Origin of the sequence: Aeromonas sp. 75A (assembly GCF_051919425.1) — a bacterium.
Lineage (GTDB): Bacteria > Pseudomonadota > Gammaproteobacteria > Enterobacterales > Aeromonadaceae > Aeromonas > Aeromonas veronii.
The window spans coordinates 2,641,200-2,666,562 of sequence record NZ_JBQBES010000002.1 but is presented as its reverse complement, the minus strand read 5'-3'; the positions used below and the strand labels follow the sequence as shown (position 1 = coordinate 2,666,562).

At 61.8% G+C, this 25,363-nt stretch carries 23 protein-coding genes and 1 pseudogene; 18 read left to right on the top strand and 6 right to left on the bottom strand.

The window, feature by feature from the left end; all coding sequences use genetic code 11:
- Positions 1 to 135 precede the first annotated feature (135 nt).
- From lpxL to ACTG2T_RS12455, 7 genes and pseudogenes are all read left to right on the top strand, one after another.
- Positions 136 to 1,059, top strand: a complete 924-nt coding sequence (lpxL, locus tag ACTG2T_RS12485) for an LpxL/LpxP family Kdo(2)-lipid IV(A) lauroyl/palmitoleoyl acyltransferase (RefSeq protein WP_068979037.1) — start codon at positions 136 to 138, stop codon at positions 1,057 to 1,059.
- A gap of 627 nt (positions 1,060 to 1,686) precedes the next feature.
- Positions 1,687 to 3,607: pseudogene (locus ACTG2T_RS12480) on the top strand (PTS mannitol transporter subunit IICBA).
- Between the two features lie 37 nt (positions 3,608 to 3,644).
- Positions 3,645 to 4,790, top strand: a complete 1,146-nt coding sequence (locus ACTG2T_RS12475; protein WP_323892956.1) for a mannitol-1-phosphate 5-dehydrogenase — start codon at positions 3,645 to 3,647, stop codon at positions 4,788 to 4,790.
- 133 nt (positions 4,791 to 4,923) lie between these two features.
- Positions 4,924 to 5,445, top strand: coding sequence for an MltR family transcriptional regulator (locus ACTG2T_RS12470; protein ID WP_005335907.1), 522 nt, complete (start codon positions 4,924 to 4,926; stop codon positions 5,443 to 5,445).
- A gap of 190 nt (positions 5,446 to 5,635) precedes the next feature.
- The gene (locus ACTG2T_RS12465; protein WP_323892959.1) at positions 5,636 to 7,423 is read left to right on the top strand and encodes a cation:proton antiporter; all 1,788 of its coding nucleotides are present in this window, start codon (positions 5,636 to 5,638) and stop codon (positions 7,421 to 7,423) included.
- On the top strand, positions 7,420 to 7,992 hold the full coding sequence (locus tag ACTG2T_RS12460; RefSeq protein ID WP_323892962.1) for a DNA-J related domain-containing protein: 573 nt from the start codon (positions 7,420 to 7,422) through the stop codon (positions 7,990 to 7,992). The genes ACTG2T_RS12465 and ACTG2T_RS12460 overlap by 4 nt, the downstream gene beginning before the upstream one ends.
- Before the next feature lie 64 nt (positions 7,993 to 8,056).
- Positions 8,057 to 8,305, top strand: coding sequence for a hypothetical protein (locus ACTG2T_RS12455; protein WP_005363113.1), 249 nt, complete (start codon positions 8,057 to 8,059; stop codon positions 8,303 to 8,305).
- Positions 8,306 to 8,366: 61 nt separating this feature from the next.
- Here the strand turns inward: ACTG2T_RS12455 and ACTG2T_RS12450 are convergent, their stop codons facing one another.
- Positions 8,367 to 8,879, bottom strand: a complete 513-nt coding sequence (locus tag ACTG2T_RS12450; RefSeq protein WP_005335914.1) for a mechanosensitive ion channel domain-containing protein — start codon at positions 8,877 to 8,879, stop codon at positions 8,367 to 8,369.
- A gap of 13 nt (positions 8,880 to 8,892) precedes the next feature.
- Positions 8,893 to 9,858 carry a zinc transporter ZntB gene (gene zntB, locus ACTG2T_RS12445; protein ID WP_005341467.1) on the bottom strand — a complete coding sequence of 322 codons (966 nt, stop codon included), beginning with the start codon at positions 9,856 to 9,858 and terminating at the stop codon, positions 8,893 to 8,895.
- A 140-nt stretch (positions 9,859 to 9,998) separates the two neighbouring features.
- Between zntB and ACTG2T_RS12440 the strand changes: the two genes are divergently transcribed.
- Complete coding sequence (locus tag ACTG2T_RS12440; protein WP_005335916.1) at positions 9,999 to 10,448, top strand: YaiI/YqxD family protein; 450 nt, start codon at positions 9,999 to 10,001, stop codon at positions 10,446 to 10,448.
- 125 nt (positions 10,449 to 10,573) lie between these two features.
- Positions 10,574 to 11,074, top strand: a complete 501-nt coding sequence (locus tag ACTG2T_RS12435; RefSeq protein WP_064341727.1) for a metal-dependent hydrolase — start codon at positions 10,574 to 10,576, stop codon at positions 11,072 to 11,074.
- Between the two features lie 64 nt (positions 11,075 to 11,138).
- Here ACTG2T_RS12435 and ACTG2T_RS12430 read toward each other — a convergent pair whose 3' ends face one another.
- Positions 11,139 to 12,344, bottom strand: a complete 1,206-nt coding sequence (locus ACTG2T_RS12430) for a NupC/NupG family nucleoside CNT transporter (RefSeq protein WP_005363118.1) — start codon at positions 12,342 to 12,344, stop codon at positions 11,139 to 11,141.
- Positions 12,345 to 12,886: 542 nt separating this feature from the next.
- Here ACTG2T_RS12430 and dbpA point away from each other — a divergent pair.
- Positions 12,887 to 14,266: an ATP-dependent RNA helicase DbpA gene (dbpA, locus tag ACTG2T_RS12425; protein ID WP_005335919.1), complete on the top strand. Its 1,380-nt coding sequence runs from the start codon at positions 12,887 to 12,889 to the stop codon at positions 14,264 to 14,266.
- Between the two features lie 89 nt (positions 14,267 to 14,355).
- The gene (locus ACTG2T_RS12420) at positions 14,356 to 14,646 is read left to right on the top strand and encodes a YkgJ family cysteine cluster protein (RefSeq protein ID WP_330125444.1); all 291 of its coding nucleotides are present in this window, start codon (positions 14,356 to 14,358) and stop codon (positions 14,644 to 14,646) included.
- A gap of 27 nt (positions 14,647 to 14,673) precedes the next feature.
- Here the strand turns inward: ACTG2T_RS12420 and ACTG2T_RS12415 are convergent, their stop codons facing one another.
- Positions 14,674 to 15,081 carry a hypothetical protein gene (locus tag ACTG2T_RS12415; RefSeq protein ID WP_330125443.1) on the bottom strand — a complete coding sequence of 136 codons (408 nt, stop codon included), beginning with the start codon at positions 15,079 to 15,081 and terminating at the stop codon, positions 14,674 to 14,676.
- Between the two features lie 267 nt (positions 15,082 to 15,348).
- Between ACTG2T_RS12415 and ACTG2T_RS12410 the strand changes: the two genes are divergently transcribed.
- The gene (locus ACTG2T_RS12410; RefSeq protein WP_319919716.1) at positions 15,349 to 16,743 is read left to right on the top strand and encodes a PepSY-associated TM helix domain-containing protein; all 1,395 of its coding nucleotides are present in this window, start codon (positions 15,349 to 15,351) and stop codon (positions 16,741 to 16,743) included.
- A 70-nt stretch (positions 16,744 to 16,813) separates the two neighbouring features.
- Here ACTG2T_RS12410 and ACTG2T_RS12405 read toward each other — a convergent pair whose 3' ends face one another.
- Both ACTG2T_RS12405 and ACTG2T_RS12400 read right to left on the bottom strand, forming a co-directional pair.
- Positions 16,814 to 17,029 (bottom strand): DUF6500 family protein, encoded by a 216-nt coding sequence (locus ACTG2T_RS12405; protein ID WP_033136028.1) that lies wholly within the window; start codon positions 17,027 to 17,029, stop codon positions 16,814 to 16,816.
- Positions 17,030 to 17,135: 106 nt separating this feature from the next.
- Positions 17,136 to 18,041, bottom strand: a complete 906-nt coding sequence (locus tag ACTG2T_RS12400) for a 1,4-dihydroxy-2-naphthoate polyprenyltransferase (RefSeq protein WP_330125442.1) — start codon at positions 18,039 to 18,041, stop codon at positions 17,136 to 17,138.
- A 208-nt stretch (positions 18,042 to 18,249) separates the two neighbouring features.
- On the opposite strand from ACTG2T_RS12400, the gene ACTG2T_RS12395 reads away from it, so the two are divergent.
- The 6 genes from ACTG2T_RS12395 to menE are packed head-to-tail and all read left to right on the top strand — an operon-like array spanning position 18,250 to position 25,285.
- Positions 18,250 to 19,572 (top strand): isochorismate synthase, encoded by a 1,323-nt coding sequence (locus ACTG2T_RS12395; protein WP_150389764.1) that lies wholly within the window; start codon positions 18,250 to 18,252, stop codon positions 19,570 to 19,572.
- 32 nt (positions 19,573 to 19,604) lie between these two features.
- Positions 19,605 to 21,350, top strand: coding sequence for a 2-succinyl-5-enolpyruvyl-6-hydroxy-3-cyclohexene-1-carboxylic-acid synthase (gene menD / locus ACTG2T_RS12390; protein ID WP_330125441.1), 1,746 nt, complete (start codon positions 19,605 to 19,607; stop codon positions 21,348 to 21,350).
- Positions 21,310 to 22,107 carry a 2-succinyl-6-hydroxy-2,4-cyclohexadiene-1-carboxylate synthase gene (menH, locus tag ACTG2T_RS12385; RefSeq protein WP_330125440.1) on the top strand — a complete coding sequence of 266 codons (798 nt, stop codon included), beginning with the start codon at positions 21,310 to 21,312 and terminating at the stop codon, positions 22,105 to 22,107. Before menD ends, menH begins: the two co-directional genes overlap by 41 nt.
- The gene (menB, locus tag ACTG2T_RS12380) at positions 22,100 to 22,960 is read left to right on the top strand and encodes a 1,4-dihydroxy-2-naphthoyl-CoA synthase (protein WP_005354934.1); all 861 of its coding nucleotides are present in this window, start codon (positions 22,100 to 22,102) and stop codon (positions 22,958 to 22,960) included. The genes menH and menB overlap by 8 nt, the downstream gene beginning before the upstream one ends.
- Complete coding sequence (gene menC, locus ACTG2T_RS12375; RefSeq protein WP_330125439.1) at positions 22,960 to 23,889, top strand: o-succinylbenzoate synthase; 930 nt, start codon at positions 22,960 to 22,962, stop codon at positions 23,887 to 23,889. The genes menB and menC overlap by 1 nt, the downstream gene beginning before the upstream one ends.
- Positions 23,882 to 25,285 carry an o-succinylbenzoate--CoA ligase gene (menE, locus tag ACTG2T_RS12370; RefSeq protein ID WP_330125438.1) on the top strand — a complete coding sequence of 468 codons (1,404 nt, stop codon included), beginning with the start codon at positions 23,882 to 23,884 and terminating at the stop codon, positions 25,283 to 25,285. Before menC ends, menE begins: the two co-directional genes overlap by 8 nt.
- The last annotated feature ends 78 nt before the right edge of the window (positions 25,286 to 25,363 follow it).

Sequence of the window (25,363 nt, the reverse complement as noted above, 5' to 3'; positions counted from 1 at the left end):
AAGCCGACCGCAGTTGCCGCCGCTGTCACGCTAACCGGACGCAGGCTACCCCTCTGACCAGCACACAGCCATTCGCCCCCGCCCCCCCTTTTCGGCTAGAATCCCCCGATTGTGTTTGCGAACAAGAGATTAGCCATGGCCCATGACAACGCTCCCCGCCTGGAGCCCCGCCTGTTTCATCCCCGTTACTGGGCCAGTTGGTTCGGCCTCGGCCTGCTCTGGCTGCTGACCCTGCTGCCGTGGCGCAGCCAGATGTGGCTGGGCCGTCAGCTCGGTCGTCTCGCCGCCAGGATATTGAAGTCCCGGGTCAAGATTGCCCGTCGCAATCTGGAGCTGGCGATGCCCGAGCTGACCCGGGATGAGCGGGAGAAACTGCTTAAGGCAAACTTTGAGAGCGTGGGCTGCGCCGTGTTCGAGGTGGGGATCGCCTGGTTCTGGCCAGACTGGCGGATGCGCAACCTGATGAAGGTGGAAGGGGAAGAGCACGTCATCGCCGCCATGGAAAAAGGTCAGGGCATGCTGCTGCTCTCCTGCCACTTCCTGACGCTGGAACTCAACGCCCGCTGTTTCGGGCTGGTGCGCCCCGGCGTGGGGGTCTATCGCCCCAACACCAATCCGGTGCTGGAGTATGCCCAGTATCACGGTCGCTGCGCCTCCAACAAATATCTGGTAGACCGGATGGATGTGAAGGGGATGATCAAGGCGCTGCGCAACGGCGACGCCCTCTGGTACGCGCCGGATCACGACTACGGCAGCCACGCCAGCGTGTTCGTGCCTTACTTCGCGGTGGAGCAGGCCGCCACCATCACCGGCACCGCCACCCTGGCGCGGGTGAAGAACACCGTCACCCTCCCCTGCTACAACATCCGCACCAGAGAGGGTTACACCCTGCATATCGGGGCACCGCTCGCCGACTACCCCAGCGGTGACGACATGGTCGATGCCGCCCGCGCCAACCGCGAGATTGAAGCCGCTGTGCGCAAGGCGCCGGAGCAGTACATGTGGCTCCATCGCCGCTTCAAGACCCGCCCCTCCCCCGAGGATGCCGGTTTCTACTAAACCGCAGCCCCCGACAGGGGATAGCTCGTAAAAACCGACAAACCGCCTGCTGGCGGTTTGTTTTTATCTGCAGTCTGGCCTGCGCGGCAAGCAAGCGCCCCGAACATCTGCCGCTCGATAGCATCCTGCATATTGGCGCCCATTCCCATCAGCCAGCAGCAAAAGAGCCCTCATCACCGACCGTAAAAACTGAAAGCGGGTTACAAATTTATTGATTCATTGGTAAGCAATGGAGTGTTGCGATAGATCCATCGTCACTACCCACTGATGAGTAATTGAGTGATTTGTCCCATTCGAATACAAAAATTGAATTTGTGACGAAAGTCACTATTCAACAAGAGAGCCACAAAACAACTTTAGTGATTTGAGTCACAAAAAATGACCATGCAAAACAGAAAAGATCGAAATGTAGCCGAATTACAGCATGGGAATGTGATGTGGGTCACTAGTTATGGAGGGGGTATCGCTGGGTATCCGAGATCTGGATCACAAGACACCCCGTTTTCAGCCTAATTTGATCGCAAGCTGGTAGATTGAAGTTGCTTAGACGACCGGGATGGCGGTTCGGCAAAACCGGCCATCCCGACTACCACTTTTAATCAAACAGGCTTAAAACGGGGTCCCGACATGTTATCACCGGATACCAAAGTCAAGATACAGAATTTTGGACGCTTCCTGTCCAATATGGTCATGCCCAACATAGGCGCCTTTATCGCCTGGGGCTTTATCACCGCCCTCTTCATTCCCACCGGCTGGCTGCCCAATGAAACCTTGGCCAAGCTGGTCGGCCCCATGATCACCTACCTGCTGCCGCTGCTGATTGGCTACACCGGTGGCAAACTGATGGGCGGTGAGCGTGGCGGCGTGGTCGGTGCCATCACCACCATGGGCGTCATCGTGGGCACCGACATCCCGATGTTTATGGGCGCTATGATGGTCGGCCCGCTCGGTGGCTGGGCCATCAAGCGCTTCGACAAGGCGATGGATGGTCGCGTCAAAAGCGGCTTCGAGATGCTGGTCAACAACTTCTCCGCCGGGCTTATCGGCATGCTGCTGGCGATCCTCGCTTTCTTCGTGATTGGCCCCTTCGTCAAGGTGCTCTCCGGCCTGCTGGCCGGTGGCGTCGGCTTCCTGGTAAAACCACATGCTGCCGCTCACCTCCATCTTCGTCGAACCGGCCAAGATCCTGTTCCTCAACAACGCCATCAACCACGGCATCTTCTCGCCGCTGGGGATCCAGCAGGCCACCGAGCACGGCAGCTCCATCTTCTTCCTGATTGAAGCGAACCCGGGCCCGGGCATGGGCGTGCTGCTGGCCTACATGGTGTTCGGTCGTGGTGCGGCCAAGCAGTCCGCGGCTGGCGCCTCCATCATTCACTTCTTCGGTGGCATCCACGAGATCTACTTCCCGTATGTGCTGATGAACCCGCGCCTCATTCTGGCGGTGATCGCCGGTGGCATGACCGGGGTCTTTACCCTGACCCTGTTCAACGCCGGTCTGGTCTCCCCTGCCTCACCGGGCTCCATCTTCGCCGTGTTGTTGATGACGCCGAAAGCCTCCCTGATCGGGGTCGCCCTCTCCATCATCAGCGCGACTCTGGTCTCCTTCCTGGTCGCCGCCGTGTTCGTTCGCGCCCAGCAACCGGAAGCCGACGAGGCCGATGCCCTCGGTGAAGCCACCCGCAAGATGAAAGCCATGAAGGGCGGCAAGCCCGAAACCGCAGCGGCCAAGAAGCCGGGCGGCGAACTGATGGCGGTACGCAATATTGTGGTCGCCTGCGATGCGGGCATGGGCTCCAGCGCCATGGGCGCCGGCATGCTGCGCAAGCGGGTGCAGGCCGCAGGGCTCGATATCAGCGTCACCAACCGCGCCATCGATCAGCTCGACGATCAGGTGGACTGGGTCATCACCCACAAGGATCTGACCGAGCGGGCCCGTCGCCATGCGCCGAACGCTCACCATATCTCGCTCACCAACTTCCTCGACAACGGCCTCTATCAGGAGCTGGTACAGAGCCTGAGCCGCGCCGCCAACGATGATGTCGCCAACCCGCAGCTGCTGGTGGCCGCCAACGACGACAGCTACGAGCCGCAAGCAGCCGAAGTCTTTACCCTGAGCCGTCATGACGTGCATCTGGGACTGAAAGCGGACAACAAGGAGGCCGCCATCCTGACCGCAGGCCGACTGCTGGCCGAGCGCGGCTATGTGGCGCCCGACTACGTCAACGCCATGCTGGAGCGCGAACAGCTGGTCTCCACCTACCTCGGCGAGTCCATCGCCGTGCCCCACGGCACCATCGCCGCCAAGGAGTTTGTGAAGCGTACCGGCATCGTCATTTGCCAGTACCCGGCCGGGGTCGCCTTTGGCGAGGCTGCCGATGAGGTAGCGCGGCTGGTGATCGGCATCGCCGCCCGCAACGACGAACACATGCAGGTGATAACCCGCCTGACCAATGCACTGGATGAACCCGGTCTCATCGACCGGCTGGCCAGCACCACGGATCCCCAGGCCTTCCTGGATCTGCTGGGTGCCGAACAGGCTGCGTAATCATCTTTCATCGTCTTTGGTTCAAGAGGTTAATATCATGAAAACATTGCATTTTGGTGCTGGTAACATCGGTCGCGGCTTTATCGGCAAAGTGCTGGCGGATGCCAGCCATCAGGTCACCTTCGCCGACGTCAACGACACCCTGATCGACCAGCTCAACCACCGTCAGGAGTACAAGGTCCATGTAGTAGGGGCGGATCAGAAGCTGGATGTGGTGCGCAACGTGGCGGCGGTGAGCTCCGCCGGTCACGAGGTGATCGCCCGCATCATCACCGCCGATCTGGTCACCACGGCAGTGGGCCCCAACATTCTGGACAAGATTGCCAGCACCCTGGCCAAGGGGCTGCAGGCCCGTTTCGATGCCGGCAACTTGACTCCGCTCAACGTCATCGCCTGCGAAAACATGGTGCGCGGCACCAGCCACCTCAAGCGGGAGGTACTCAAGTACCTGCCGGTCGCGTATCATGCCACGCTCGAATCCTGTATCGGCTTCGTCGACTCAGCGGTGGATCGCATCGTGCCGCCCGCCGCGGCTGCCAACGATGACCCGCTGGAAGTGACGGTAGAGAGCTTCAGCGAGTGGATCGTCGACCAGACCCAGTTCAAGGGGGCGCTGCCACAGGTGGCGGGCATGGAGCCCACCGACAACCTGATGGCCTTCGTCGAGCGCAAGCTGTTCACCCTCAACACCGGCCACATCGTCACCGCCTACCTCGGCAAGCTGCGAGGCTACCACACAGTGCGCGAGGCGATCGAAGATCCGGTGATCCGCAGCAAGGTGCGCCGCGCCATGGAGGAGAGTGGTGCCGTGCTGGTGAAACGCTACGGCTTCGACCCGCGCCTGCACGCCGCCTACATCGAGAAGATCCTGGCCCGCTTCGCCAACCCCTATCTGGTGGACGAGATTGACCGGGTCGGTCGTCAGCCACTGCGCAAGCTGGCGGCGGGAGATCGACTGGTGAAGCCGCTGCTCGGCACCATGGAGTACGGCCTGCCCAACGAGCAGTTGCAGGAGGGGATCGCCGCGGCGCTCCACTATCGCAATGCCGATGACCCGCAGGCGGTGGAGCTACAAGCCCTGCTGGCGGAGCTGGGCCCGGCCAAAGCGTTGGCCCGCGTCACCGGACTGGATGAAGAGAGCGAGGTGGTTCGCGCCATCGTCGCCCGTTACGAAACCCTGTAATGACCCTGCTTGCGGCGCATTCAGCCACCACTGATAGCGCGCCAAGCGCTTGAATGGCAAGGGAATGTGCCCCATATGATAGAAACCGGGAGAGAGGCCCACTCTCTCCCTGTCAGCTGGACCCTATGCACCTATGACCACACACCAGGAAGATGAAGTACTGGAACGACTGAACGAGCAGGATGGCCCCCGCGGCTTCTTTCTCGAAGCCGTGACCATCCTGGAAGAGGCGGTCGACTCCCTGATGCGACGCGCGTTCCGTCAGGAGGAGTATGCCGTCAAATACGCCATCGAACCCCTGCTCAACCAGAGCGGCCCCCTCGGCCAGCTGGAGGTGCGCCTCAAGCTCATCTTCGCCCTCGGCCTCATCTCGCTCGAGCGCTATCAGGATATCGAAGCCTATATCAAGATCCGCGACTTTCTGGTGCGAGACCCCAAGGATTACCGCTTCAGCGACAAGCCGATCCGCGATCTGCTCGACCGCCTGCACGGGGTCAACCAGGGCGGCATGATGAAGCTGGAGCCCCCCGCCAGCGAAGAGGATTGGGCCTTCTACCAGATGCAGCTCAACCGGCTCGATCAGATGGTGCGCTCCGCACTGGTACTGGCGCTGGCCGACTGTGTCGGCGAGCTCCACAAGGAGAGCCCCATCTAATCCGGCCCCAAGGCCACCCCATCACCACGGTTGGCGTCTGGCTGGCGCCCTGCACACCACCGCCAGCCACAATGACGCCGACTGTCGCACATCTCCCCATCCCGGCCATGATGCACGCGCCTTCGGGTGTCAATCTGACCAACTTAGCCACTACACTAGCTCCATACTCACTGCCTGAATCGAGGTCTGCATGATTGCCCTCTCTCTGGCCGGGATCGCCCTGGTCTCCGTGCTGGCCCAATGGCTTGCCTGGTCGCTGCGGGTACCCGCCATCCTGTTTCTGCTGCTCACCGGCCTGACTCTGGGCCCGGTCAGCGGCCTGCTCGACCCCGATGCCCTGCTCGGGGATCTGCTGTTTCCGCTGGTCTCCCTGTCGGTGGCCATCATCCTGTTCGAGGGGGCACTGACCCTCCATCTGGCCGAGCTCAAGGGGATCGGCAAGGTGGTGCGCAATCTCTGCTCCACCGGCATGCTGGTCAGTTTCGCCGTCATCGGCAGCGCCGGTTACTTCCTGCTGGGGCTGGACTGGCGGGTTGCCACCATGCTCGGCGCTGTGCTGGTGGTAACGGGCCCGACGGTGATCGCCCCCATGCTCAACGTGATCCGCCCCACCCGGGAGGTGGACCGCATCCTGCGCTGGGAGGGGATCGTCATCGACCCCATCGGCGCCCTGTTTGCGGTGCTGGTATTCGAAGCGGTACGCCTCGGCAGTCAGGGAGATCTCATCGGCCACACCCTGCTGGCTCTGGCCAAAACGGTGGGGGTCGGCTCTCTGATCGGCGTAGTGGCGGGCTGGCTGACCACCCTGCTCATTCGCAAGGACTGGCTACCGGTCAGCCTGCACAAGTTCGGGGTGCTGGCGCTGGTGCTGGTCACCTTCAGCTTCTCCAACTGGCTCAGCCACGAGTCCGGCCTGCTGGCGGTGACCGTGTTCGGCATCTGGCTCGCCAATCAGGAGGGGCTGGATCTGGAGGAGGTGCTGGCGTTCAAGGAGGATCTCGCGGTCATCCTTATCTCCAGCCTGTTTATCCTGCTGGCGGCGCGCCTCGATCTGGCCCAGCTCTGGCAGCTCGGCCCCATGGTGCTGGCGCTGCTCTGCGTGGTGCAGTTCGTGGCGCGCCCGCTCTGTATTCTGGTCTCAACCTGGGGCTCGGATCTCTCCTGGCGGGCTCGCGCCCTGCTGAGCTGGATCGCCCCGCGCGGCATAGTCGCGGCGGCGGTCAGTGCCTCGTTTGCCATCAGCCTGCATCAGGCCGAGATCCCTGATGCCGACAAGCTGGTGCCGCTGGTATTTGCGGTGATCATCTCCACCGTGGTGTTGCAGAGCCTCACTTCGGCCCCGCTGGCCAGCCTGCTCAAGATGCGCCAGAGCGCCCCCAACACCTGGCTCATCATAGGGGCCAACTCGGTGGCGCGGGCCATCGGCCGGGCGCTGGCGGATCAGGGGGTGCCAGTGCAGCTCTGCGATCCCGCCTGGGAGTTCTGCAAACAGGCGCGGATGAGCAACCTGCCCTGCTACTTCGGCAACCCCCAGTCGGAACATGCCGAGCTGCACCTGCCGCTTACCAGCATCAGTACCGTGCTGGCACTCTCCCCCAACCGCCACAACAACGCCCTCGGGGTGCTGCACTTTGCCCACCTCTACGGCGAGGAGCAGGTCTACTCCCTGCGCTCCAGCGAGCAGCACGGCAAGGCCAACCGGGAGAGCGCCACCTTTCGCGCTCGCCAGAACCTGTTCGGCCCCGACATCAACTATGCCAGGCTGAGCAGCCTGCTGAGCCGGGGCGGCCAGATCAAGGCGACCCGCCTGAGCGAGGCGTTCGACTGGGCCCAGTATCAGACCGCCAATCCCGGCGCCATCCCGCTCTTCATCATGGATGGCAAGGGCAAGCCCCAGATCGTTACCGGCCCCGTCACCCCGCAGGCGGGTGAGCTGCTGATCGCCCTGCAGCCGCCCAAAGAACAGAGCGCCGAATGAGCGAAGCCAACCACAATCCGCTGATCGCCCCGCTGCTGGTGCTATTGCAACAGGCGGCGGGAAGCTACAAGGTGCATGAACTGATGGCCGCTCTGCGCCAGCAGGGGGAGATCCCTCGGCTGGCCGACGACGAGCAGCTGCAGCTGTTTCGGGTCAACTTCCTGATCATGAACGCCCTCTACCAGCTGCAGGCCGAGCTCTGGCAAGAGGGATGGTGGCTGGTGATCAGCACCCTGGATATCCGGCTCGAACCGCTGGCCGGGAATCAGGAGGCCAACCACGGCTTTACTGTTGGCGAAAATCTGCGTAGCTACTATCTCGACTGGCAGGTGTTCTGGCAGACCGACCGTGCTGAAGTTGAGGCCCTGCTCAACCGCTTCTGGCGCGCTTATGACGGGGAGGGGCACAAAGCCGAGGCGCTGGCCCTGTTCGAGTTGAATGAAGGAACGAGTCAGGAGGCGATCCGCCGCCGCTGGCGGGAGCTGGCATTGCAGCACCATCCGGATCGGGGCGGCAATGCAGAGACCTTTATCCGCATCCGCTGGGCATGGGAGGTCCTGCGGGGATGATCCCGTTGCCGCATATAAAGGGCAGGCATAGACTGGAGCTGGATATTCCCCACAGGAGAGCATCATGACAGTCAGTGAACTTCGTAAGCTCTATCAGCAACAGATCCTGCAAGAGGCTGAAATACTCCACGATGTGGCCATTCCCGGCTGGCTCATCGAATTCAGAGGCAAGGATGGCGCCCTCTACGAGCTGACCGACACCCTCGGCTGCCCGGTCAGTTTCGGCACCGTCGAGCAGGCCCGCGAACATCTGCATCAGGTGGCCGACTGCCCGGTTCAGGTGGAGCACCTCTACCGCTTCTTCGAGCGCTAGCGCCACCCACCGCACAGTAAAAAGGCTCCCGAGGGAGCCTTTTTGTTATTCCGGTTGCTTTCTATTCCGGTTGCAGTGGTTCCACCACCTTGCCCTCCAGCTTTCTGACCGGCTTTTGCAGGATCAGGTTGGCCGGATAGGTGACCAGATCGCCGTTGTCATCACGCACCCGCACATAGAAGAGGCCGATCTCGGTGATGACGCCGGTGACCGAATCATCCTTGTCGAGGATGCGGATCCGGTCGCCAATCTTGTAGGGGAAGGCGAAGAAGATGGTGATGCTGGCGGTGATGTTGGAGAGGATCGACCACTGGGCCACCATGGCGACCCCCAATACTGCAAAGAAGGAGGAGGCGAGCACCACCAGTCGGGAGAAGTCGAGCCCCCACACCCCGGCCAGCACCAGCAGGGTGGCGCAGCCGAGCAGGAAGTGGAACACATGGGCCACGTAGAGCACCCGGTTCTCGCTCACCTGCCTGCTCTGGCCGAGCGCCAGCAGACTCTTGTGAATAAGCCGCCGGATCAGGGTATGCCCCAGCAACAGCAGCAGGGTCAGGCCAATTGATTGCCACATGGGTTATGCCTCCTTACCACCAGCGCCGATGTTTGAGCCAGATAGCCAGCCCGCTTGCCAGCGCCACCAGCGAACCACAGAAGACCCAGAAGGCGGTCGGATTCTCGGCCCCGGGGATACCACCGAGGTTGATGCCAAACAGACCGGTCAGGAAGCTGGCGGGCAAAAAGAGCAGCGCCATCACCGACATCTGGTAGGCGCGGCGGTTGGTCGCCTCCGCCATCAGATTGTTGATCTCGTCTGCCAGCACAGCGGTGCGCGCTACTCCGGCATCGAGGTCGTCGAGCCAACGCCGCAGCCGATCGGCGATATCGAGCAGACGACGGCGGTCATCCTCATCCAGCCAGCTGATCTTCTCGTTGGCCAGCCGCGCCACCAGATCCCGCTGGGGGGAGAGGTAACGACGGATCATGATGAGCTGCTTACGGATCAGCGCCAAGCGGCCATTGGCGGGCATGTCGCGCATCAGCACCATCTCCTCCAGATCGAGGATCTTGTCGTGCAGCTCCTCGACAAACTCCCCCGCCCGATCGGTCAGGGCATCGCAGATCTCCACCAGCCAGTCGGCCGGGGTATCGGCGCCGCCCCCCAGCTTGAGCTGGTTGAAGACATCCTGCTCGGAGAGCAGCGGACGACGACGGCTGCTGATAATGAGATCCGGGGTGATGAAGATGCGCAGCGCCACCATCTCTTCGGGCCTGTGATCCTTGTTGTGGTTGATGCCGCGCAGGATCAGCAGCACCGTCTCCCCCATCCGCACCAGCTTGGGACGATTGCTCTGGCCGAGCAGCGACTCCCTGGCCGCCTCGCTGAGCAAGGGGGTCTGCAACAGCCAGCGCGCCGAATCGGGATTGCCGTAATCCAGATGCAGCCAGCCGGGATGCGCCGCCGGGACTTCGCTTCCCGCCGTCAGCGGCGCCATGCCACCCTTGCCATCCAGAGTCAGGGCATAAATCACTTCACCGGGCACCCGATCCATCTCGTCTCCTTCTCGTTTCATGTGCTGGCCCCAGCTTACACCAAAGGTTGGGCCGACTCAGCCCCGCGCCGGGAAGGGGAGGCTTGTGTTAACATGGCCGCTCTCGTTTTCTATCCGCTTTCACTACAGGAAACCATGCCATGCCCATCTGGGTTGATGCCGATGCCTGCCCCATTCCGGTCAAGGAGATCCTCTACCGCGCCGCCCACCGCGCCCAGGTCGTCACCACCCTGGTGGCCAATCAGGGATTGCGGGTCCCCCCCTCGCCTTTCATCAAAACCCAGCAGGTGGAGAAGGGATTCGATGTGGCAGATCATGTCATCGCCCAGCAGGTTCAGCCCGGCGATCTGGTGATCACCGGCGACATCCCCCTCGCCTCCTGGGTGATCGATGCCGGTGGCGAAGCGCTCAATCCCCGCGGCGAGATCTACACCCGCGAGACCATCAAGGCGCGGCTCGGCATGCGCAACTTTATGGAAGAGCTGCGCTCGGCCGGCGTGCAGACCGGCGGCCCGGCCCCCTTCAATGCCGCCGACAAGCAGCGCTTCGCCAACGCCCTCGACAAGTGGCTGGTCAAAGGCAAGCTGTAAAGAGACCCTAAAGGCGCCCAACATGGGCGCTTTTTCGCCGTAACATCCTGATTTTTAAAATAAGAGCTGACCACAACCGTCAGGCTGGTAAGATGCGCCGCCATCTTGTCCACGCCGTAATCATCATGACCGCCCAAGGGCACCTGCTCTTCTCCGTTACCTGCACCCTGATCGCCCATAAACTGCAGCTCACTCCGGCGCTGGCCGATGCCAGCCTGTGGCAGACTATCCCTGCCGCGCTGGCCAGCGCCCTGTTGCCCGACCTCGACCACCCCAAATCGGTGCTGGGGCAGCGCCTGCCGTGGATCTCGAAACCTCTGTCGCGGCTGTTCGGCCATCGCGGCTTCACTCACAGTCTGCTGGCGGTCGCCGCCGCTGTCTGGGGGCTGAACCAGAGCCTGCCGCCGGGCACCCTGCCCATGGGGGTCAAGGATGCCCTGATCGTCGGCTACCTCAGCCATCTGTTGGGGGACTGGCTCACCCCGGCGGGCATTCCGCTCTTCTGGCCCATCAAGCGCCGTTACCGCCTGCCGGGCTGGCCGCTGCGCAGTGGCGGCGCCATCGAAACCGGCTTTTGCACCCTCACCCTGCTGGTTGCCGGCTGGTGGTGCGGCTGGCAGCTGTGAGCCAGAAACAAAAAAGCCCCTGACAAAGTCAGGGGCCCAAGCAGTGGTGCGAACCACTAGAGGATCAGATCATGATGCCTGCGATAACAGCAGAGAGCAGGCTGACCAGGGTAGAACCGTAGACCAGCTTCAGGCCGAAGCGGGAAACCATGTTGCCCTTCTCTTCGTTCAGCGCTTTTACCGCACCGGCGATGATGCCGATGGAGCTGAAGTTGGCGAAAGAGACCATAAAGATGGAGAGGATGCCGACGGTGCGCGGAGAGAGCTCGGCAGCCACCTTGCCCAGATCCATCATCGCCACGAACTCGTTGGTCACCAGCTTGGTCGCCATGATGGAGCCGGCTTGCAGCGCTTCACCACTCGGGATACCCAGGATCCAGGCGATCGGGTAGAAGAGGTAACCCATGACGAACTGGAAGTTCACGCCAAATGCCATCTCGAACAGGTAGTTGATCAGGGCAATCAGGGCGATGAAGCCCACCAGCATGGCACCCACGATCACGGCAACGGTGAAACCGGCCATGATGTACTCGCCCAGCATCTCGAAGAAGTTCTCTTTCTTCGGGGTGTGGTGCTCGTCACCTTCGGCAATGGCCTTGATGTCGGTTACGGAGTTATCCGGCTCGTAGGGGTTGATCAGAGAGAGCACCACGAAGGTACTGAACATGTTGAGCACCAGCGCGGCGACCACGTAGCGCGGCTCGATCAGCTGCATGTAGGCACCGACGATGGACATGGAGACGGTAGACATGGCCGTCGCAGCCAGGGTGTACATCTGCTTCTCGTTCAGGTGCGGCAGGATGTTCTTGAGGGCGATGAAGTTCTCGGACTGGCCGACGATCATCGAGCTGATGGCGTTGAAAGATTCCAGCTTGCCCATGCCGTTGATCTTGGCCAGCACGGTACCGATACCGCGGATCACCAGCGGCAGCAGGCGGATGTACTGCAGAATACCGATCAGCACGGAGATGAAGACGATGGGCATCAGCACCATCAGGAAGAAGGAGAAGGCCCCTTCGTTGACCAGACCACCGAACACGAAGTCGGTACCCTGTTTGGCAAACTCCATCAACTTGGTGAAGCCGGCCGCAAAGCCCCCCACCACCGCCAGACCCACTTCGGAGTTCAGCATGAACCAGGCCAGCGCCAGTTCGACCACTAGCAGTTGACCGATATAACGCAGTTTGATCTGTTTCCAGTTGTGGCGGTTAGCCAGCAGAGAGAGAGCGAGGACCATCACCAGTCCGAGCACAAAGTGAACGTATTCCATACCTGTAGCACCTGAGTAAATTGTAATTTTTGACCGGCGCCATCATAGACATTTGCACATTTAAAAATCAGATAGCCATCACAATCCCGCGCAATATTATGGAGGCAGGATAATACAAACGTTTTTAAATTAATTGTGCAATGAACTGATATTAATCGCGCAACACGGATGACATAAATCCTTTTAAAACATCACGTTGAGTAATGGTGGCGCCGTTTTTATGTTCTTTGAAAATATTTAATCAGCATTTTCGCAACATTCCCTGTAGCGCAATAACTGCTCGTGGAATATTTTCCAATCATTATATTAAAATACTGAAAATAGAAAACGTTTATCCGCGATAAATAATTAGATGAGTGTTTGAAAAATAGTCCTTATCGCATTGTCGGTGATCGTCCGCGATCGGTTTGGCAACAAATGAACCTTTCATGGCCCCTCGTGACCAGCCGTTCAAAAATCCGCCACATCCGGTGCCACATTCTGGTATGATGCGCGGCCTTAGCGCTAGCGCATCCCCGTTTTCTCCGAAATAGAGTCCTTTTGTGAACAACAGCGAATTTAGCAGCCTCAATCTCTCCCCCGCCCTGCAAGAGAACCTCACCAGCCTGGGTTACCTGCAGATGACCCCGATCCAGGCCCAGAGCCTGCCCCTGGTGCTCGATGGCAAAGACCTGATCGCCAAGGCAAAAACCGGCAGCGGCAAGACCGCCGCCTTCGGCCTCGGCCTGCTGGCCAAGCTCAACGTCAACCGCCTCGAAGTGCAGGCGCTGGTGCTCTGCCCGACCCGCGAACTGGCGGATCAGGTGGCTCAGGAGATCCGTCGTCTGGCGCGCGCCCTGCCCAACGTCAAGCTGGTCACCCTGTGCGGCGGCACCCCGACCGCACCTCAGTCCGCCACCCTGAGCTTTGGTGCCCACATCGCCGTCGGCACCCCGGGTCGCATTCTCAAGCATCTGGAGCAAGGCACACTGGAGCTCTCCGGCCTCAAGACGCTGGTGCTGGATGAAGCGGATCGCATGCTGGACATGGGCTTTGGCGAAGATATCAACCGGGTCATCAGCTATGCCCCCCAGCAGCGTCAGACCCTGCTCTTCTCCGCGACCTATCCGGAAGGGATCGCCCAGATGAGCCGCGGCGTGCAGCGCAATCCGGTCGAGGTGAGCGTGGAGTCCCTGCACGAGGGGAGCGCCATCGAACAGAAGCTCTATGAAGTGCCTGCCGGTCAGCGCCTCGACGCCCTCACCTGGCTGCTGAGTCACTACCAGCCCAGCTCCTGCGTGGTGTTCTGCAACACCAAGCGCGCCTGTAACGACGTGGCCGACCATCTGGCCGCCAAGGGCTTCTCAGCGCTGGCGCTGAACGGCGATCTGGAACAGCGCGAGCGGGATCAGGTGCTGGTGCGCTTTGCCAACGGCAGCGCCACCATTCTGGTGGCCACCGATGTGGCGGCCCGCGGCCTCGACATCAAGGAGCTGGGCGCCGTCATCAACTACGAGCTGACCTATGATCCGGAAGTGCACGTGCACCGCATCGGCCGTACCGGTCGTGCCGGCCAGCAGGGTCTGGCCCTGAGTCTCTATCAGCCGAACGAGGCCCAGCGCGTCAACTTTATCGAAGAGTACCAGCAAGCTCCGATGCCGCTGGGTGATCTCGACAGCATCGGCCGCGACATCAAGCCGATCGCCCCGCAGATGGTGACCCTCTCCATCGATGCAGGCCGCAAGACCAAGGTGCGGGCCGGTGACATTCTGGGTGCCCTGACCGGTGAAGGCGGCATTGCCGGTGCCGATGTGGGCAAGATCCAGATCTCCGAGCAGTACTCCTACGTCGCGGTGAAGCGCAGCGTGGCGAGCGCCGCACTCAAGCGGTTGCAGGAAGGCAAGATCAAGGGGCGCAGCTACCGCGCCCGCAAACTGGGCTAAGGTTCTTTGCAAGTCGTTAGCCAGACCACAGGCGCCTGACAGGCGCCTGTTTCATATCTCCGATGCCGCCATGCGGCAAGACAGGCACCATGACCCAAGCAATCCAAACCGATGTGAGCTGCCAGAACTGCGAAGCCTGCTGCTGCAGCCTCGAAGTGATGCTCTTTACCGATACCGGCGTGCCGGACCGTTATGTACTGGAACGGGAAGGCGAGATACCGGTCATGCGCCGGCTGGACGATGGCTGGTGCGCCGCCCTCGACCGCAACACAATGATGTGCCGTATCTACGAGGTACGGCCGTTGATCTGCCGTGAATTCGAAATGGGTGAACCCGACTGCGTTGACGAACGGGACAAGTGGTTTATCAAGCTGGAGTAAACCCGAGCCAACCAGAATGCGGGGTCGTCAAGCGCTCGCAGGTTCACAGGGAGCGATGTTGAGCTGCTCCCCCAGCCACTGGATGGCCGCTGCCTCCTGCTCGAAGTAACGTACCGCCCGAAAGGGCAATCCCTTGAAGATGTTATCCGCCAGATAGCGCTTGAAGCCCCCTACGAAAACCACCGCCAGAAACTGACAGCCACTCTCGGCACACCAGCCAAACTGGCGACGAAAACGGGCCAGCACCTCGGGCCCGGCCGCTTCAAACTCGGTCGCGACCTCGACAATCCCCCAGGGGCCATCCATCAGACCGACCAGTTCGTGACGAAAGCGCGCCTCATAGGCCATGGCGCCTGCCAGATTGAAGGGACCACTCGGGCGGCAGATCAGCATCTGGCCCCTGCGCTCCATGTCAAATTGCCCATGTGGCTGCATGACTGCTCCCATTCCGTTACCACCACCATCGCCTGCAAATTGTTACCACAAGGTAATAATTTATAAGGAAAAGTCCAGCAGCAAACAGGCTTTCCCCAAAGCGTGATCATCCTATCCTGCAAACCGTCTGCACCTCATGTTACCGACATCCCGCACTGAATCGCTCTCAAGATGTGTGATTGCAGTTAACGAAACGTTACTGCTATTATCCGCGCCGCCACAAACATTCCACCAGCCGAAAGGTTTTCCCCCCAACAAGGATGTGCAATGAAAAACAGGGACTCGAGTCATTACCAACGGATCTGGCGCTGGCACTTCTACGCAGGTCTCTTTGTCGCCCCTTTCCTGATCCTGCTGTCACTGACCGGGATCGTCTATCTGTTCAAACCCCAGCTCGACAACCTGATGTACCCCGAGCTGATGAAGGTCACCCCCGCCAGCCAGACCCTGAGTGCCGACCAGCTACTGGCCAAGGCGATGATGACCATGCCCGATGCCAGCCTGCGTAAATACCTGCCGCCTGCCGCACCCGACCAGAGCGCCCAGTTCATCGTCAATCAGGGGGATCGCGAGCTGACCCTGTTTATGGACCCCGCCAGCGGCGCCCTGCTCGGCACCATGGACAACAAGTGGAATCTGCAAGCGGTGGCTCGCTCCCTGCACGCCGACCTGCTGCTCGGCACCACGGGGGACCGGCTGATCGAACTGGCTGCAGGCTGGGGACTAGTACTGCTGCTGAGCGGTCTCTACCTCTGGTGGCCACGCAAGGGGCCCGGGGTGGGCGGCATCCTCTGGCCCAGAGTGAGCCAGCGCGGACGCCTTTGGTGGCGGGATCTGCACGCCGTGGTCGGCTTCTGGGGCGCCGGTTTCCTGCTGCTGTTGCTGTTGAGCGGCATGACCTGGACCGGTTTCTGGGGCGACCAGTTTGCCGCAGTCTGGAACCGCTTCCCGGCCGCCATGTGGAACGAGGTGCCCAAATCGGCACCGCTGGCTCGCACCCTGAATCAGGCTCACGAGCAGACCGTCCCCTGGGCGGTGGAGAATACCCCCATGCCCAGCTCGCAGCCGGTTGATGAGGGGCACGATCACGGTGCCATGAACCACGGCGAGCACGAGGGAGTGGTGATGGCCAGCCAACGGATCCCGCTGCAACAGGTGGTGGATATCGCCACAGCCCGAAAAGTGAGTCCGGGCTACAGCATCACCCCGCCGGTCGGCACCACCGGCGTCTACACCATCGCCCTGTTTGCCGACGATCCGCGCAACGACGCCACCCTGCATATCGATCAATACAGCGGCAAGGTGCTGGCCGATGTGCGCTGGCAGGATTACGGCACGGTCGCCAAGACGGTAGAGAGCGGCGTCATGCTGCACATGGGCAAGCTCTACGGTTGGCCCCATCAGCTCGCCATGCTGATCATCTGTCTGATGGTGCTGGCCAGCGCCATGAGCGGCCTCTGGATCTGGTGGTGCCGCCGCCCGCAGGGCCGTCTCGCCGCGCCGCCACTGCCCACCAAACTCCCGCCGATGCGCGGTGCCATCGCCCTGCTGATCCTGCTGGGGATCACCTTCCCGCTGGTGGGCGCCTCCATGGTCGCCATCTGGCTGCTGGATACCCTGCTCTTCTCCCGTCGCCCCCTCAAGGTGGCGCGCGCCAGCTAGTCAATAACATCATTAACCAACAGAGAGGGCTCCCGCTTGGGAGCCCTCTCTGTTTCATGGCAGCCGACTATCACTCCTGCTCGACCAACAAGAGAATTTTCTTGGCCTTCTCGAAGTGATCGAGCTTGTGGGTCTGGATCCACCAGGTCGCCGCCTCCATCAACAAATCGGGATCGTCATTGCGATTGGCAAAAAAAGCATAAAAGGAGAGCCCGACCGTCTCCCCCTTCTGGGCGATTTTTTGCTGGCATACCTGAATGATTTTCTGTTTGAGTGATGCACGCATGGCAGTCTTCCTGTCTGACTGATTCAGTACCAACGCGTTGCATCGGCACACAAAAAGGGCTCCCGCCTCGGGAGCCCGTTTCACATAACAACAAGCAGGTCGCTCATCAGGAGAGCGCCAACCCGATGGAGAGCAGCAGACTGAACAGAAAGGCGCTGATGGCGGTCTTCTTGAGGGCACCGGTCAGCACCTCGCCATCGTAGCTTTCGCGAAGGGTCTTGGCCGCATCGCTGAGAGGCTTCATGGCGGGCAGGAAGATCCACGGCCAGAAACTGGCGGGCTGGATCAGGATAAAGACGATGGTTGCCAGCAACGCAGCCCCCAGCAGTACCCAGTGATAGGCGATGGCGCGATTGCGGCCAAGGCGCACCGCCAGGGTGATCTTGCCGCTGGCGGCGTCGGTCTCGATGTCGCGCACATTGTTGATATTGAGCACGGCGGTGGCCAGCAGGCCACAGGCGGTGGCAGGCAATAGCAGCTCCCACTCCAGACTCTTGGTGAAGAGGTAGTAGGAGCCGAGCACCCCCAGCAAGCCGAAGAAGAGGAACACCGAGATATCGCCAAACCCGCGATAGCCGTAAGGAGTCTTACCGACAGTGTAGGTCACCGCAGCGACAATGGCCGCGCCACCCAGCACCACAAATGCCAAAATCTGCAGCCACTGGCCGCCAAAGGCACAGCCCAGCAACAGCAGGCCACTGGCCACCGCCGCCAGCGCAGTCAGCCCCATCGCCACGCACATCTGCTTTTTGGTGATAAGACCGGAGACCACTGCCCGCTGCGGGCCGATCCGCTCGCCGTTGTCGGCGCCGGAGACCGCATCGCCGTAATCGTTGGCCAGATTGGAGAGGATCTGCAGCAGGATGGCGGTCAGCAGGGAAAGCGCCATGATGGAGCCATCGAAGGCACCACGACTGGCAGCCAGCCCCGAGCCCAGCAGGATGGAAGAGCAGGCGAGCGGCAATGTTCGCAAACGCGCCGCCAGCAACCAAACAGAGAAGGTATTTGTCATTTTGTGATGGCCAAACAATCGGATATTGATCGTGTTAAGGGTTATCGAACCGGATTTGGGTATACTTGGCCCCGGAGAGTGAAGCTCCCGCGGGCGATTTACATGGACGAATGGGCAGATAATATATAGGAAATCATCGCCCTTTGGCATAAACCTACGGCATCCAGCTACCGGATCGCTCGTTACTACCCGGCTCAGAAAAGAATCCATGTTGGCTCAGACCCATATCAAGCAACAACTGGACGCCCTGCGTCACAGCAACGTCAGCGGCTTCGTACGGTTGCGAGTGGCGATCGAAATCCGCTCCTTTCTGGGCTGGCTCGCGGCGCAAACCCTCTATCCCCGCATCTACTGGCAGGCCCGTGGAGAGGCTCGTCCCGAGTATGTCGCGCTGGGCGCCATCCATGAACTGACCGAGCCGCACGCCATCAAGCAGGTGTGCACGAACACAGCCAACCAGCATCATGACGATAGCCCTCGCTACTATGGCGGACTGGCGTTCGATCCGGCCCAGTCCGGCTGGCAAGGGTTTGGCCCCTGCCGTTTCGTGCTGCCCCGCATCGAGCTGGTGCGCCGTGGCGAGTGCGTCAGTCTCTGCCTCAACCTCTGGCTGGATGAAAACAATCTCGAGGCCGAACTGCAGGCGGCCGACGCCGCCCTCGATGCCCTGCGCCCGGAAGCCCCGCTGCCCGCCCTGCAAAAGCAGCCCTGGCAGCGACAGGATTGCCCTGGCCCCGCCCAGTGGCAGACGCTGGTGGAGCGCGTCACCGCCTCCGATTTTCAGGCCCACACTCCCAAGGTGGTGCTGTCGCGGGAGAGCGTGCTGACCAGTCCGAACCATGATGCGGATATCAATCCCTGGGCCATGCTCGACCAGTGGGCCCGCCACGCCCAGGACTGCTTCCACTTCGGTTTTCAATTCTCCCCCGAGCAGGCCTTTATCGCCTGTTCCCCCGAGCGGCTCTACCGCCGGGAAGATCGCCACCTCTTTACCGAGGCGCTGGCGGGCACCATTCGCCGCTCCGGCGATGAAGAGGTGGATGCCCAACTGGCCGCCGAGCTGCTGGCCGACAGCAAGAACCGGCTGGAGAACCGGCTGGTACACGCCGACATCCTCAGCCGTCTGGCACCACTGACCCACGATGCCACCCTGACCGAGCCACGCATTCTCAAACTGCGGCTGCTGCAACACCTCAAGTGCGATATTGAGGCCGAACTCAAGCCCGGCGTCTGCGACTGGCAGTTGCTCGATGCCCTTCATCCGACTCCTGCGGTGGGCGGTGCCCCGCGCGAGGCGGCGCTCGCCTTTATCCGCGAGTTCGAGCCCTACGATCGGGGCTGGTACGCCGGTGCCTGCGGCATGCTGAGTCGGGAGACGTCCGAGTTCTCGGTCGCCATTCGCAGCGCCCGCATTCAGCCGGGCAGCGTCACCCTGTTTGCCGGTGCCGGCATTGTCGCCGGTTCCGAGCCTGTCGCCGAGTGGGCCGAACTCGACAACAAGATCGCCAATGTGCTCTCCCTGCTGGGATAGTCATTCACCCTTTTCACGCTACGAGAGCCCCTATGCCCACCCGTAAAGAGCCTGCCAGCGAAGAGTTTGCCTGCCCCCCGTTTTCGAGCCAGCACGCCACCTTCAACCACGTCTGGTCCTCCCTCTTACTGGAGGAGCTCTTTCGCCTCGGGGTGCGCGACATCGCGCTGGCCCCCGGCTCCCGCTCCGCGCCGCTGACCATGGCCGCCGCCGCCCATCAGGGCTTTCGTCGTCACTTGCACTTTGACGAGCGCGGCCTCGGCTTTATGGCGCTGGGTCTGGCCAAGGGGAGCAACCGGCCGGTGGCGGTGATCATGACGTCGGGTACCGCGGTAGCCAACCTCTGGCCCGCCGTGGCAGAGGCCCAGCTGACCGGCGTGCCGCTGATTATTCTCTCCGCCGATCGCCCTCACGAGCTTATCGACAACGGCGCCAATCAGGCGATCGACCAGCAGGGGATCTTCGGCCACTACCCCGTCTATCAACAGAACCTGCCGAGCCCCACCCCGACCATTCCGGCGGCGTTTGTGCTGAGCTCGGTGGACCAAGCCTTGGCCAAACAGGCGCTCACTCCCGGGGTGGTGCACTTCAACTGCATGTACCCCGAGCCCCTTTACCCGGGCGAGCACTATCAGGATTTCTCCGACTATCTGGCCCCCCTCGGTGACTGGCTCGGCTCGCACAAGCCGTGGAGCCCGTGGCAGCAAAGCGAGCCGACCTGCCCACCTCAGGCGGAGTGGGAAACCTTTCGGCAACAGCGCGGCATCGTTGTGGCTGGTCGCATTACCGACCCGAAGCAGGCACAGACCGCCGCTGCGCTGGCGGAGCAACTCGGCTGGCCGCTGCTGGCGGACCTGCAGAGCCAGATCCGCTTCGATAGTCGCAACCTCATCCATATGGATATGGCGCTCAACGACCCTGAATTCGTCGCCGAGCTGGGCCGCGCCGAGGTGCTGTTACAATTTGGCGCACGACTGGTCTCCAAGCGGCTCGGCCAGTTCATCAAACAGCATGCATGGCAGGATTACTGGCTGGTGGATCCGCAACCGGCGCGGCTCGATCCCGACTACCGGCTGCGCAACCGGCTGCTCTGCAGTGCCAGCGCCTTTGCTGCGGCCCATCCGGTCACCACACAAGCCCCTTGGCACACATTGGCCGAGCTGCAACACAACGCCAGCCAGCAGATCGCCGCTGCCTGCGAGCACTTCTCGGAGCTTGGGGTCTGCCATCGCCTCAACCGCCTGATCGAAGGGCAACTGTTTGTCGGCAACAGCATGCCAGCCCGACTGATGGATATGCTCGGCGAAACGGGCAAGGGGCCGAGCCGGGTGATGACCAACCGTGGCGCCTCCGGCATCGATGGCCTGATCGCCACCGCCTACGGGTTTGCCCAGTCGAGCGACCAACCAACGACCCTGTTGATTGGCGATCTCAGCGCCCTGCACGATCTCAATAGCCTGGCCCTGCTCAGCAAGGCGAGCCGACCGCTGGTGGTGATCCTGCTTAACAACGATGGCGGCAGCATCTTTCGTATGTTGCCGGTGCCCACCGAAGGGGAGCTGCTGGAGAGCTACTACCGGCTGCCCCACGGTCTCAGCTTTGAACATGCCGCCGCCATGTTTGGTCTCGCCTATCGGGCGCCGACCACCCTGCCCGAGTTCGAACAGGATTACCGCGCCGCCCTCCAACATGGCGTTACCTTGATCGAGATCCGGGTACCGAGCGAGCAGGTGGCCGATGATCTCAAGGCGCTGGGGGCCGCCATCCGTGGCAAATAAAGATGCCAATGTGCCGCTGGTGCTGCTGCACGGCCTGCTGGGGGATGGCGGCGACTGGCAACCGGTGATCGACCGGCTGCCCGCCATCCGCTGCATCGCCCTCGATCTGCCAGGTCATGGTCAGCATAGCGCTCTCACCGTCAGCAACTTTGAGCAGAGCCACCAGTGGCTGGTCGCCGAGCTGGCCAGCCACAACATTGAACGCTATCTGCTGGCGGGTTATTCGCTGGGTGGGCGACTGGCCCTCTACCACGCCAGCCGCAAGCCCACCGGGCTGCGGGGGCTGCTGCTGGAGAACTGCAACCCGGGGTTACCGGCCTGTGAGCGGGCCGCCCGCATCCAGCACGATGAACAGTGGGCGCAGCGCTTTGAGCGTGAGCCCCTGGCTGACGTGCTGGCAGACTGGTACCGGCAAGGGGTGTTTGCCGATCTTGACGATGCGGCCCGGGCCAGCCAGATCGCCCGCCGCCTTGGCAACGACGGTCAGGGCATCGCCACCATGCTGCGCGCCACCTCGCTAGGCAAGCAGCCGGATCTCGCCCCCTGGCTCATGGCGAGCCAGCTGCCGGTCACCTGGGTGAGTGGTAAGAGGGATCACAAATTTCATCAGCTGGCTTGCCAGTTGGCAAACCAAAATCGCAGAATCAACCACTTGGTGCTGGATGGCGGCCATAATTTGCACGCCCATCAGCCTGATAACTTTGCCCGACTCCTCGCGGAGTGGGTCAACCAACAAGAAGAGACGAGTCATGATTGAAGCAATGACGGAAGCTGAACTGTATGCTCCGGTTGAGTGGCAGGATTGCTCCGCCGGTTACGAGGACATCCTCTATCACAAGTCCAACGATGGTATTGCCAAGATCACCATCAACCGTCCCCAGGTGCGCAACGCCTTCCGCCCCCGCACCGTCAAAGAGATGCTGCAGGCACTGGCCGATGCCCGTTATGACGATCAGATCGGCACCATCATCCTGACCGGTTTTGGTGAGAAAGCCTTCTGCGCCGGCGGCGACCAGAAGATCCGTGGCGACTACGGTGGATACCGGGATGACGAGGGGACTCACCACCTCAACGTGCTCGACTTCCAGCGCGACATCCGCACCTGCCCGAAACCTGTGGTTGCCATGGTAGCGGGCTACGCGGTCGGTGGCGGCCACGTGCTGCACATGATGTGTGACCTGACCATCGCCGCCGACAACGCCCAGTTTGGCCAGACCGGCCCGAAAGTAGGCTCCTTCGACGGCGGTTGGGGGGCTTCCTACATGGCTCGCATCGTCGGCCAGAAGAAGGCCCGCGAAATCTGGTTCCTCTGCCGCATGTACGATGCCCAGCAAGCCCTCGACATGGGTCTGGTCAACACCGTCGTGCCGCTGGCGGAACTGGAGCGTGAAACCGTGCGCTGGTGCCGCGAAATGCTGCAAAACAGCCCGATGGCGCTGCGCTGCCTGAAAGCCGCCCTCAACGCTGACTGTGATGGTCAGGCGGGCTTGCAGGAGCTGGCGGGCAATGCCACCATGCTCTTCTACATGACCGAAGAGGGTCAGGAAGGCCGCAACGCCTTCAACGAAAAGCGTCGCCCCGACTTCTCCAAATACAAGCGGAACCCCTGATGACACTCGCCCTGTATCGCTATCAACTGCCTTTTACCCAGCCACTGACCTTTCACGGCAAGGTGGAGGTGGCGCGAGAGGGGCTGTTGGTGCGCATCAACGACGGCTGGGGGGAAATCGCCCCCCTGCCCGGCTTCTCGAAAGAGAGCCTGCAACAGGCAGAGGCAGAAGCCCTTGCCACACTGGCGGCCCTGGCCGCTGGCGACACCCCGAACCCCGTGCTGCCGTCGGTGCAATTTGGCCTCGACTGCGCGCGCCGGACATGGCCCGAGCAGCGCAACCCGCTGCCGGAACCCTATCCCCTCATTCAAGGCTCCCCCCAGGAGCTGCTGCGCAACTGGAAAGAGTGGCTGCACCGCACGCCCGGCAAGGCCAAGCTGAAGGTGGCGCGCTACCCGATGCGTGACGAGCTGGCGCTGATCCGCCTGCTGTGCGATCGCCTCCCCTCCCTCAAGCTGGTGCTGGATGCCAACCAGGGCTGGACCCGCGAGGAGGCGTGGACCTTCTGCGGCCACCTCGACCCGAATCGCATCGAGTATCTGGAAGACCCCTGCGCCGACTTTGCCGACATCGCCTTTGTCGCCAACCGCACCGGCATGCCGGTGGCGCTGGACGAACTGCTGGCGCAGGACAAGCCATGGGAGCCGATCCCGCAACTGCGCGCGCTGGTGCTCAAACCCACCCTGCTCGGTTCACTCGCAAACTGCGAAGCGCTCATCGCCCGCGCCCGCGAACTGCGGCTCAAGGTGATCATCTCCTCCTGCTTCGAATCGGATCTGGGCCTGAACCAGCTCTTTCATCTGGCAGGCGAATGGGCACCGGAACAGGCGCCGGGGCTGGATACCCGCCGCTGGATGGCAGGCAACCTGCTGGGGGAAGATGGCAAACCGGAACTGAGCCGACTGGAGCAACTGTATTACCGTGATTGACCCCTCCCGCTCACCCGAACAGACACCTTGCCCGGTACGCCACCGGGCAATCACAGCCCCGAACCGCATTGCCATCCACGCCGCCTCGCCCTTCAGTTACCGCCAGCTCGATGCCCGCCTCAACAGCCTGTGCCAACAGCTGGAACAGGCCGACGTGCGCCGTGGCGATCATCTGGCGGCGGTGGTGCGCGGTGCGCTGGAAGATGTGCTGCTGGCGTGGGCCTGCGTGCGCAGCGGCGTGGTGTTCTGCCCGCTCAACCCCGCCTTTCCTCTCGAAAAGCAGCGCGAGCTGGCGGTACAACTCGATGCCGACGCCTTCTGGTCGGCAGGGGAGATCCCGGCAGGCAACTGGCAGCCCTTGCAGCTCGACTTCACGCGCGAACTGCCGGCAAGAGAGGAAGCGTGGCCGCTGGAATCGACCCAGCTCAACAACATGATCCTCACCTCCGGCTCCAGCGGCACGCCGAAAGCGGTGGTGCACCGGCTCTGCAACCACCTGGCCTCGGCACGCGGCTCTGCCAGCCTCATTCCCCTCGATGAGGACTGCGGCTGGCTGCTCTCCCTGCCACTGTTCCATGTGGGCGGCTACGCCATCCTGTTTCGGGTCTTTCTGGCGGGCGCCACGCTGGTGCTGGATCAACGTGAACGGCCCCTCAAGGAGCGGCTGGAGTGCCAGCCCATCACTCACCTCTCGCTGGTGCCAACCCAGCTCTGGCGTCTGCTGGCAGAGGGTTTTGCTCCCGCCCGTACCCGCCTGCGCGAGTTGCTGCTCGGTGGCGCCGCCATCCCGCAACCGCTGGTGAAGCGCCTCTGCGCCATGGGGCTCGAACCCAAGGTGAGTTATGGTCTCTCCGAGATGGGCAGTCAGGTCTGTACCGCTATCCCCGGCGATGCAGGCGTAGTTGGCAAACCGCTACCGGGTCGGGAAGTGTGCATCAGGGAGCAGGAGATCTGCTTGCGCGGCGCCACCCTGTTTGCCGGTTACTACCGGGCTGGCGAGCTGGATCGCCCCCTCGATGACGAGGGCTGGTTTCATACTCGCGACAAGGGGAGATTCACTGCGGAAGGGGAACTGCTGGTAGAGGGGCGGCTCGATAACCTCTTTATCTCGGGCGGGGAGAATATCCAGCCAGAAACCATAGAGCAGCGACTGGTAGATCATCCCGCTGTCGCTCAGGCGCTGGTGGTGCCGGTACCGAGCGACGAGTGGGGGCAACGCCCCGCCGCCTTTATCGACTGGCACGGCGAGCCGGTTCCCGACTCCGAACTGGCTGCCTGGATCCGTGCCACCCTGCCCGGCTTTATGGTGCCCGACCACTGGCTCCCCTGGCCCGATCTTGGCGGCAATCTCAAGCCACAACGAAAACAATTTCAGAATATTATTAGGTCGCAATAATTATTCATGCGACAAAAACTGACACAATGGAGCCATCCAAATACACATATGACTCAAAATAAAATGCTGGTGGTATCA

Bases quoted from the DNA above. Each gene is read 5' to 3' on its own strand.
- menC (WP_330125439.1), top strand. From the start codon at position 22,960: ATGACACTCGCCCTGTATCGCTATCAACTGCCTTTTACCCAGCCACTG.
- ACTG2T_RS12430 (WP_005363118.1), bottom strand. From the start codon at position 12,344: ATGGAATACGTTCACTTTGTGCTCGGACTGGTGATGGTCCTCGCTCTC.
- ACTG2T_RS12475 (WP_323892956.1), top strand. From the start codon at position 3,645: ATGAAAACATTGCATTTTGGTGCTGGTAACATCGGTCGCGGCTTTATC.
- ACTG2T_RS12440 (WP_005335916.1), top strand. From the start codon at position 9,999: ATGCCCATCTGGGTTGATGCCGATGCCTGCCCCATTCCGGTCAAGGAG.
- ACTG2T_RS12405 (WP_033136028.1), bottom strand. From the start codon at position 17,029: ATGCGTGCATCACTCAAACAGAAAATCATTCAGGTATGCCAGCAAAAA.
- ACTG2T_RS12410 (WP_319919716.1), top strand. From the start codon at position 15,349: ATGAAAAACAGGGACTCGAGTCATTACCAACGGATCTGGCGCTGGCAC.
- menB (WP_005354934.1), top strand. From the start codon at position 22,100: ATGATTGAAGCAATGACGGAAGCTGAACTGTATGCTCCGGTTGAGTGG.
- menD (WP_330125441.1), top strand. From the start codon at position 19,605: ATGCCCACCCGTAAAGAGCCTGCCAGCGAAGAGTTTGCCTGCCCCCCG.
- ACTG2T_RS12400 (WP_330125442.1), bottom strand. From the start codon at position 18,041: ATGACAAATACCTTCTCTGTTTGGTTGCTGGCGGCGCGTTTGCGAACA.
- ACTG2T_RS12450 (WP_005335914.1), bottom strand. From the start codon at position 8,879: ATGTGGCAATCAATTGGCCTGACCCTGCTGCTGTTGCTGGGGCATACC.
- lpxL (WP_068979037.1), top strand. From the start codon at position 136: ATGGCCCATGACAACGCTCCCCGCCTGGAGCCCCGCCTGTTTCATCCC.
- menH (WP_330125440.1), top strand. From the start codon at position 21,310: ATGATCTCAAGGCGCTGGGGGCCGCCATCCGTGGCAAATAAAGATGCC.
- ACTG2T_RS12465 (WP_323892959.1), top strand. From the start codon at position 5,636: ATGATTGCCCTCTCTCTGGCCGGGATCGCCCTGGTCTCCGTGCTGGCC.
- ACTG2T_RS12470 (WP_005335907.1), top strand. From the start codon at position 4,924: ATGACCACACACCAGGAAGATGAAGTACTGGAACGACTGAACGAGCAG.
- ACTG2T_RS12460 (WP_323892962.1), top strand. From the start codon at position 7,420: ATGAGCGAAGCCAACCACAATCCGCTGATCGCCCCGCTGCTGGTGCTA.
- ACTG2T_RS12455 (WP_005363113.1), top strand. From the start codon at position 8,057: ATGACAGTCAGTGAACTTCGTAAGCTCTATCAGCAACAGATCCTGCAA.
- ACTG2T_RS12420 (WP_330125444.1), top strand. From the start codon at position 14,356: ATGACCCAAGCAATCCAAACCGATGTGAGCTGCCAGAACTGCGAAGCC.
- ACTG2T_RS12435 (WP_064341727.1), top strand. From the start codon at position 10,574: ATGACCGCCCAAGGGCACCTGCTCTTCTCCGTTACCTGCACCCTGATC.
- zntB (WP_005341467.1), bottom strand. From the start codon at position 9,858: ATGGATCGGGTGCCCGGTGAAGTGATTTATGCCCTGACTCTGGATGGC.
- ACTG2T_RS12415 (WP_330125443.1), bottom strand. From the start codon at position 15,081: ATGCAGCCACATGGGCAATTTGACATGGAGCGCAGGGGCCAGATGCTG.
- ACTG2T_RS12395 (WP_150389764.1), top strand. From the start codon at position 18,250: ATGTTGGCTCAGACCCATATCAAGCAACAACTGGACGCCCTGCGTCAC.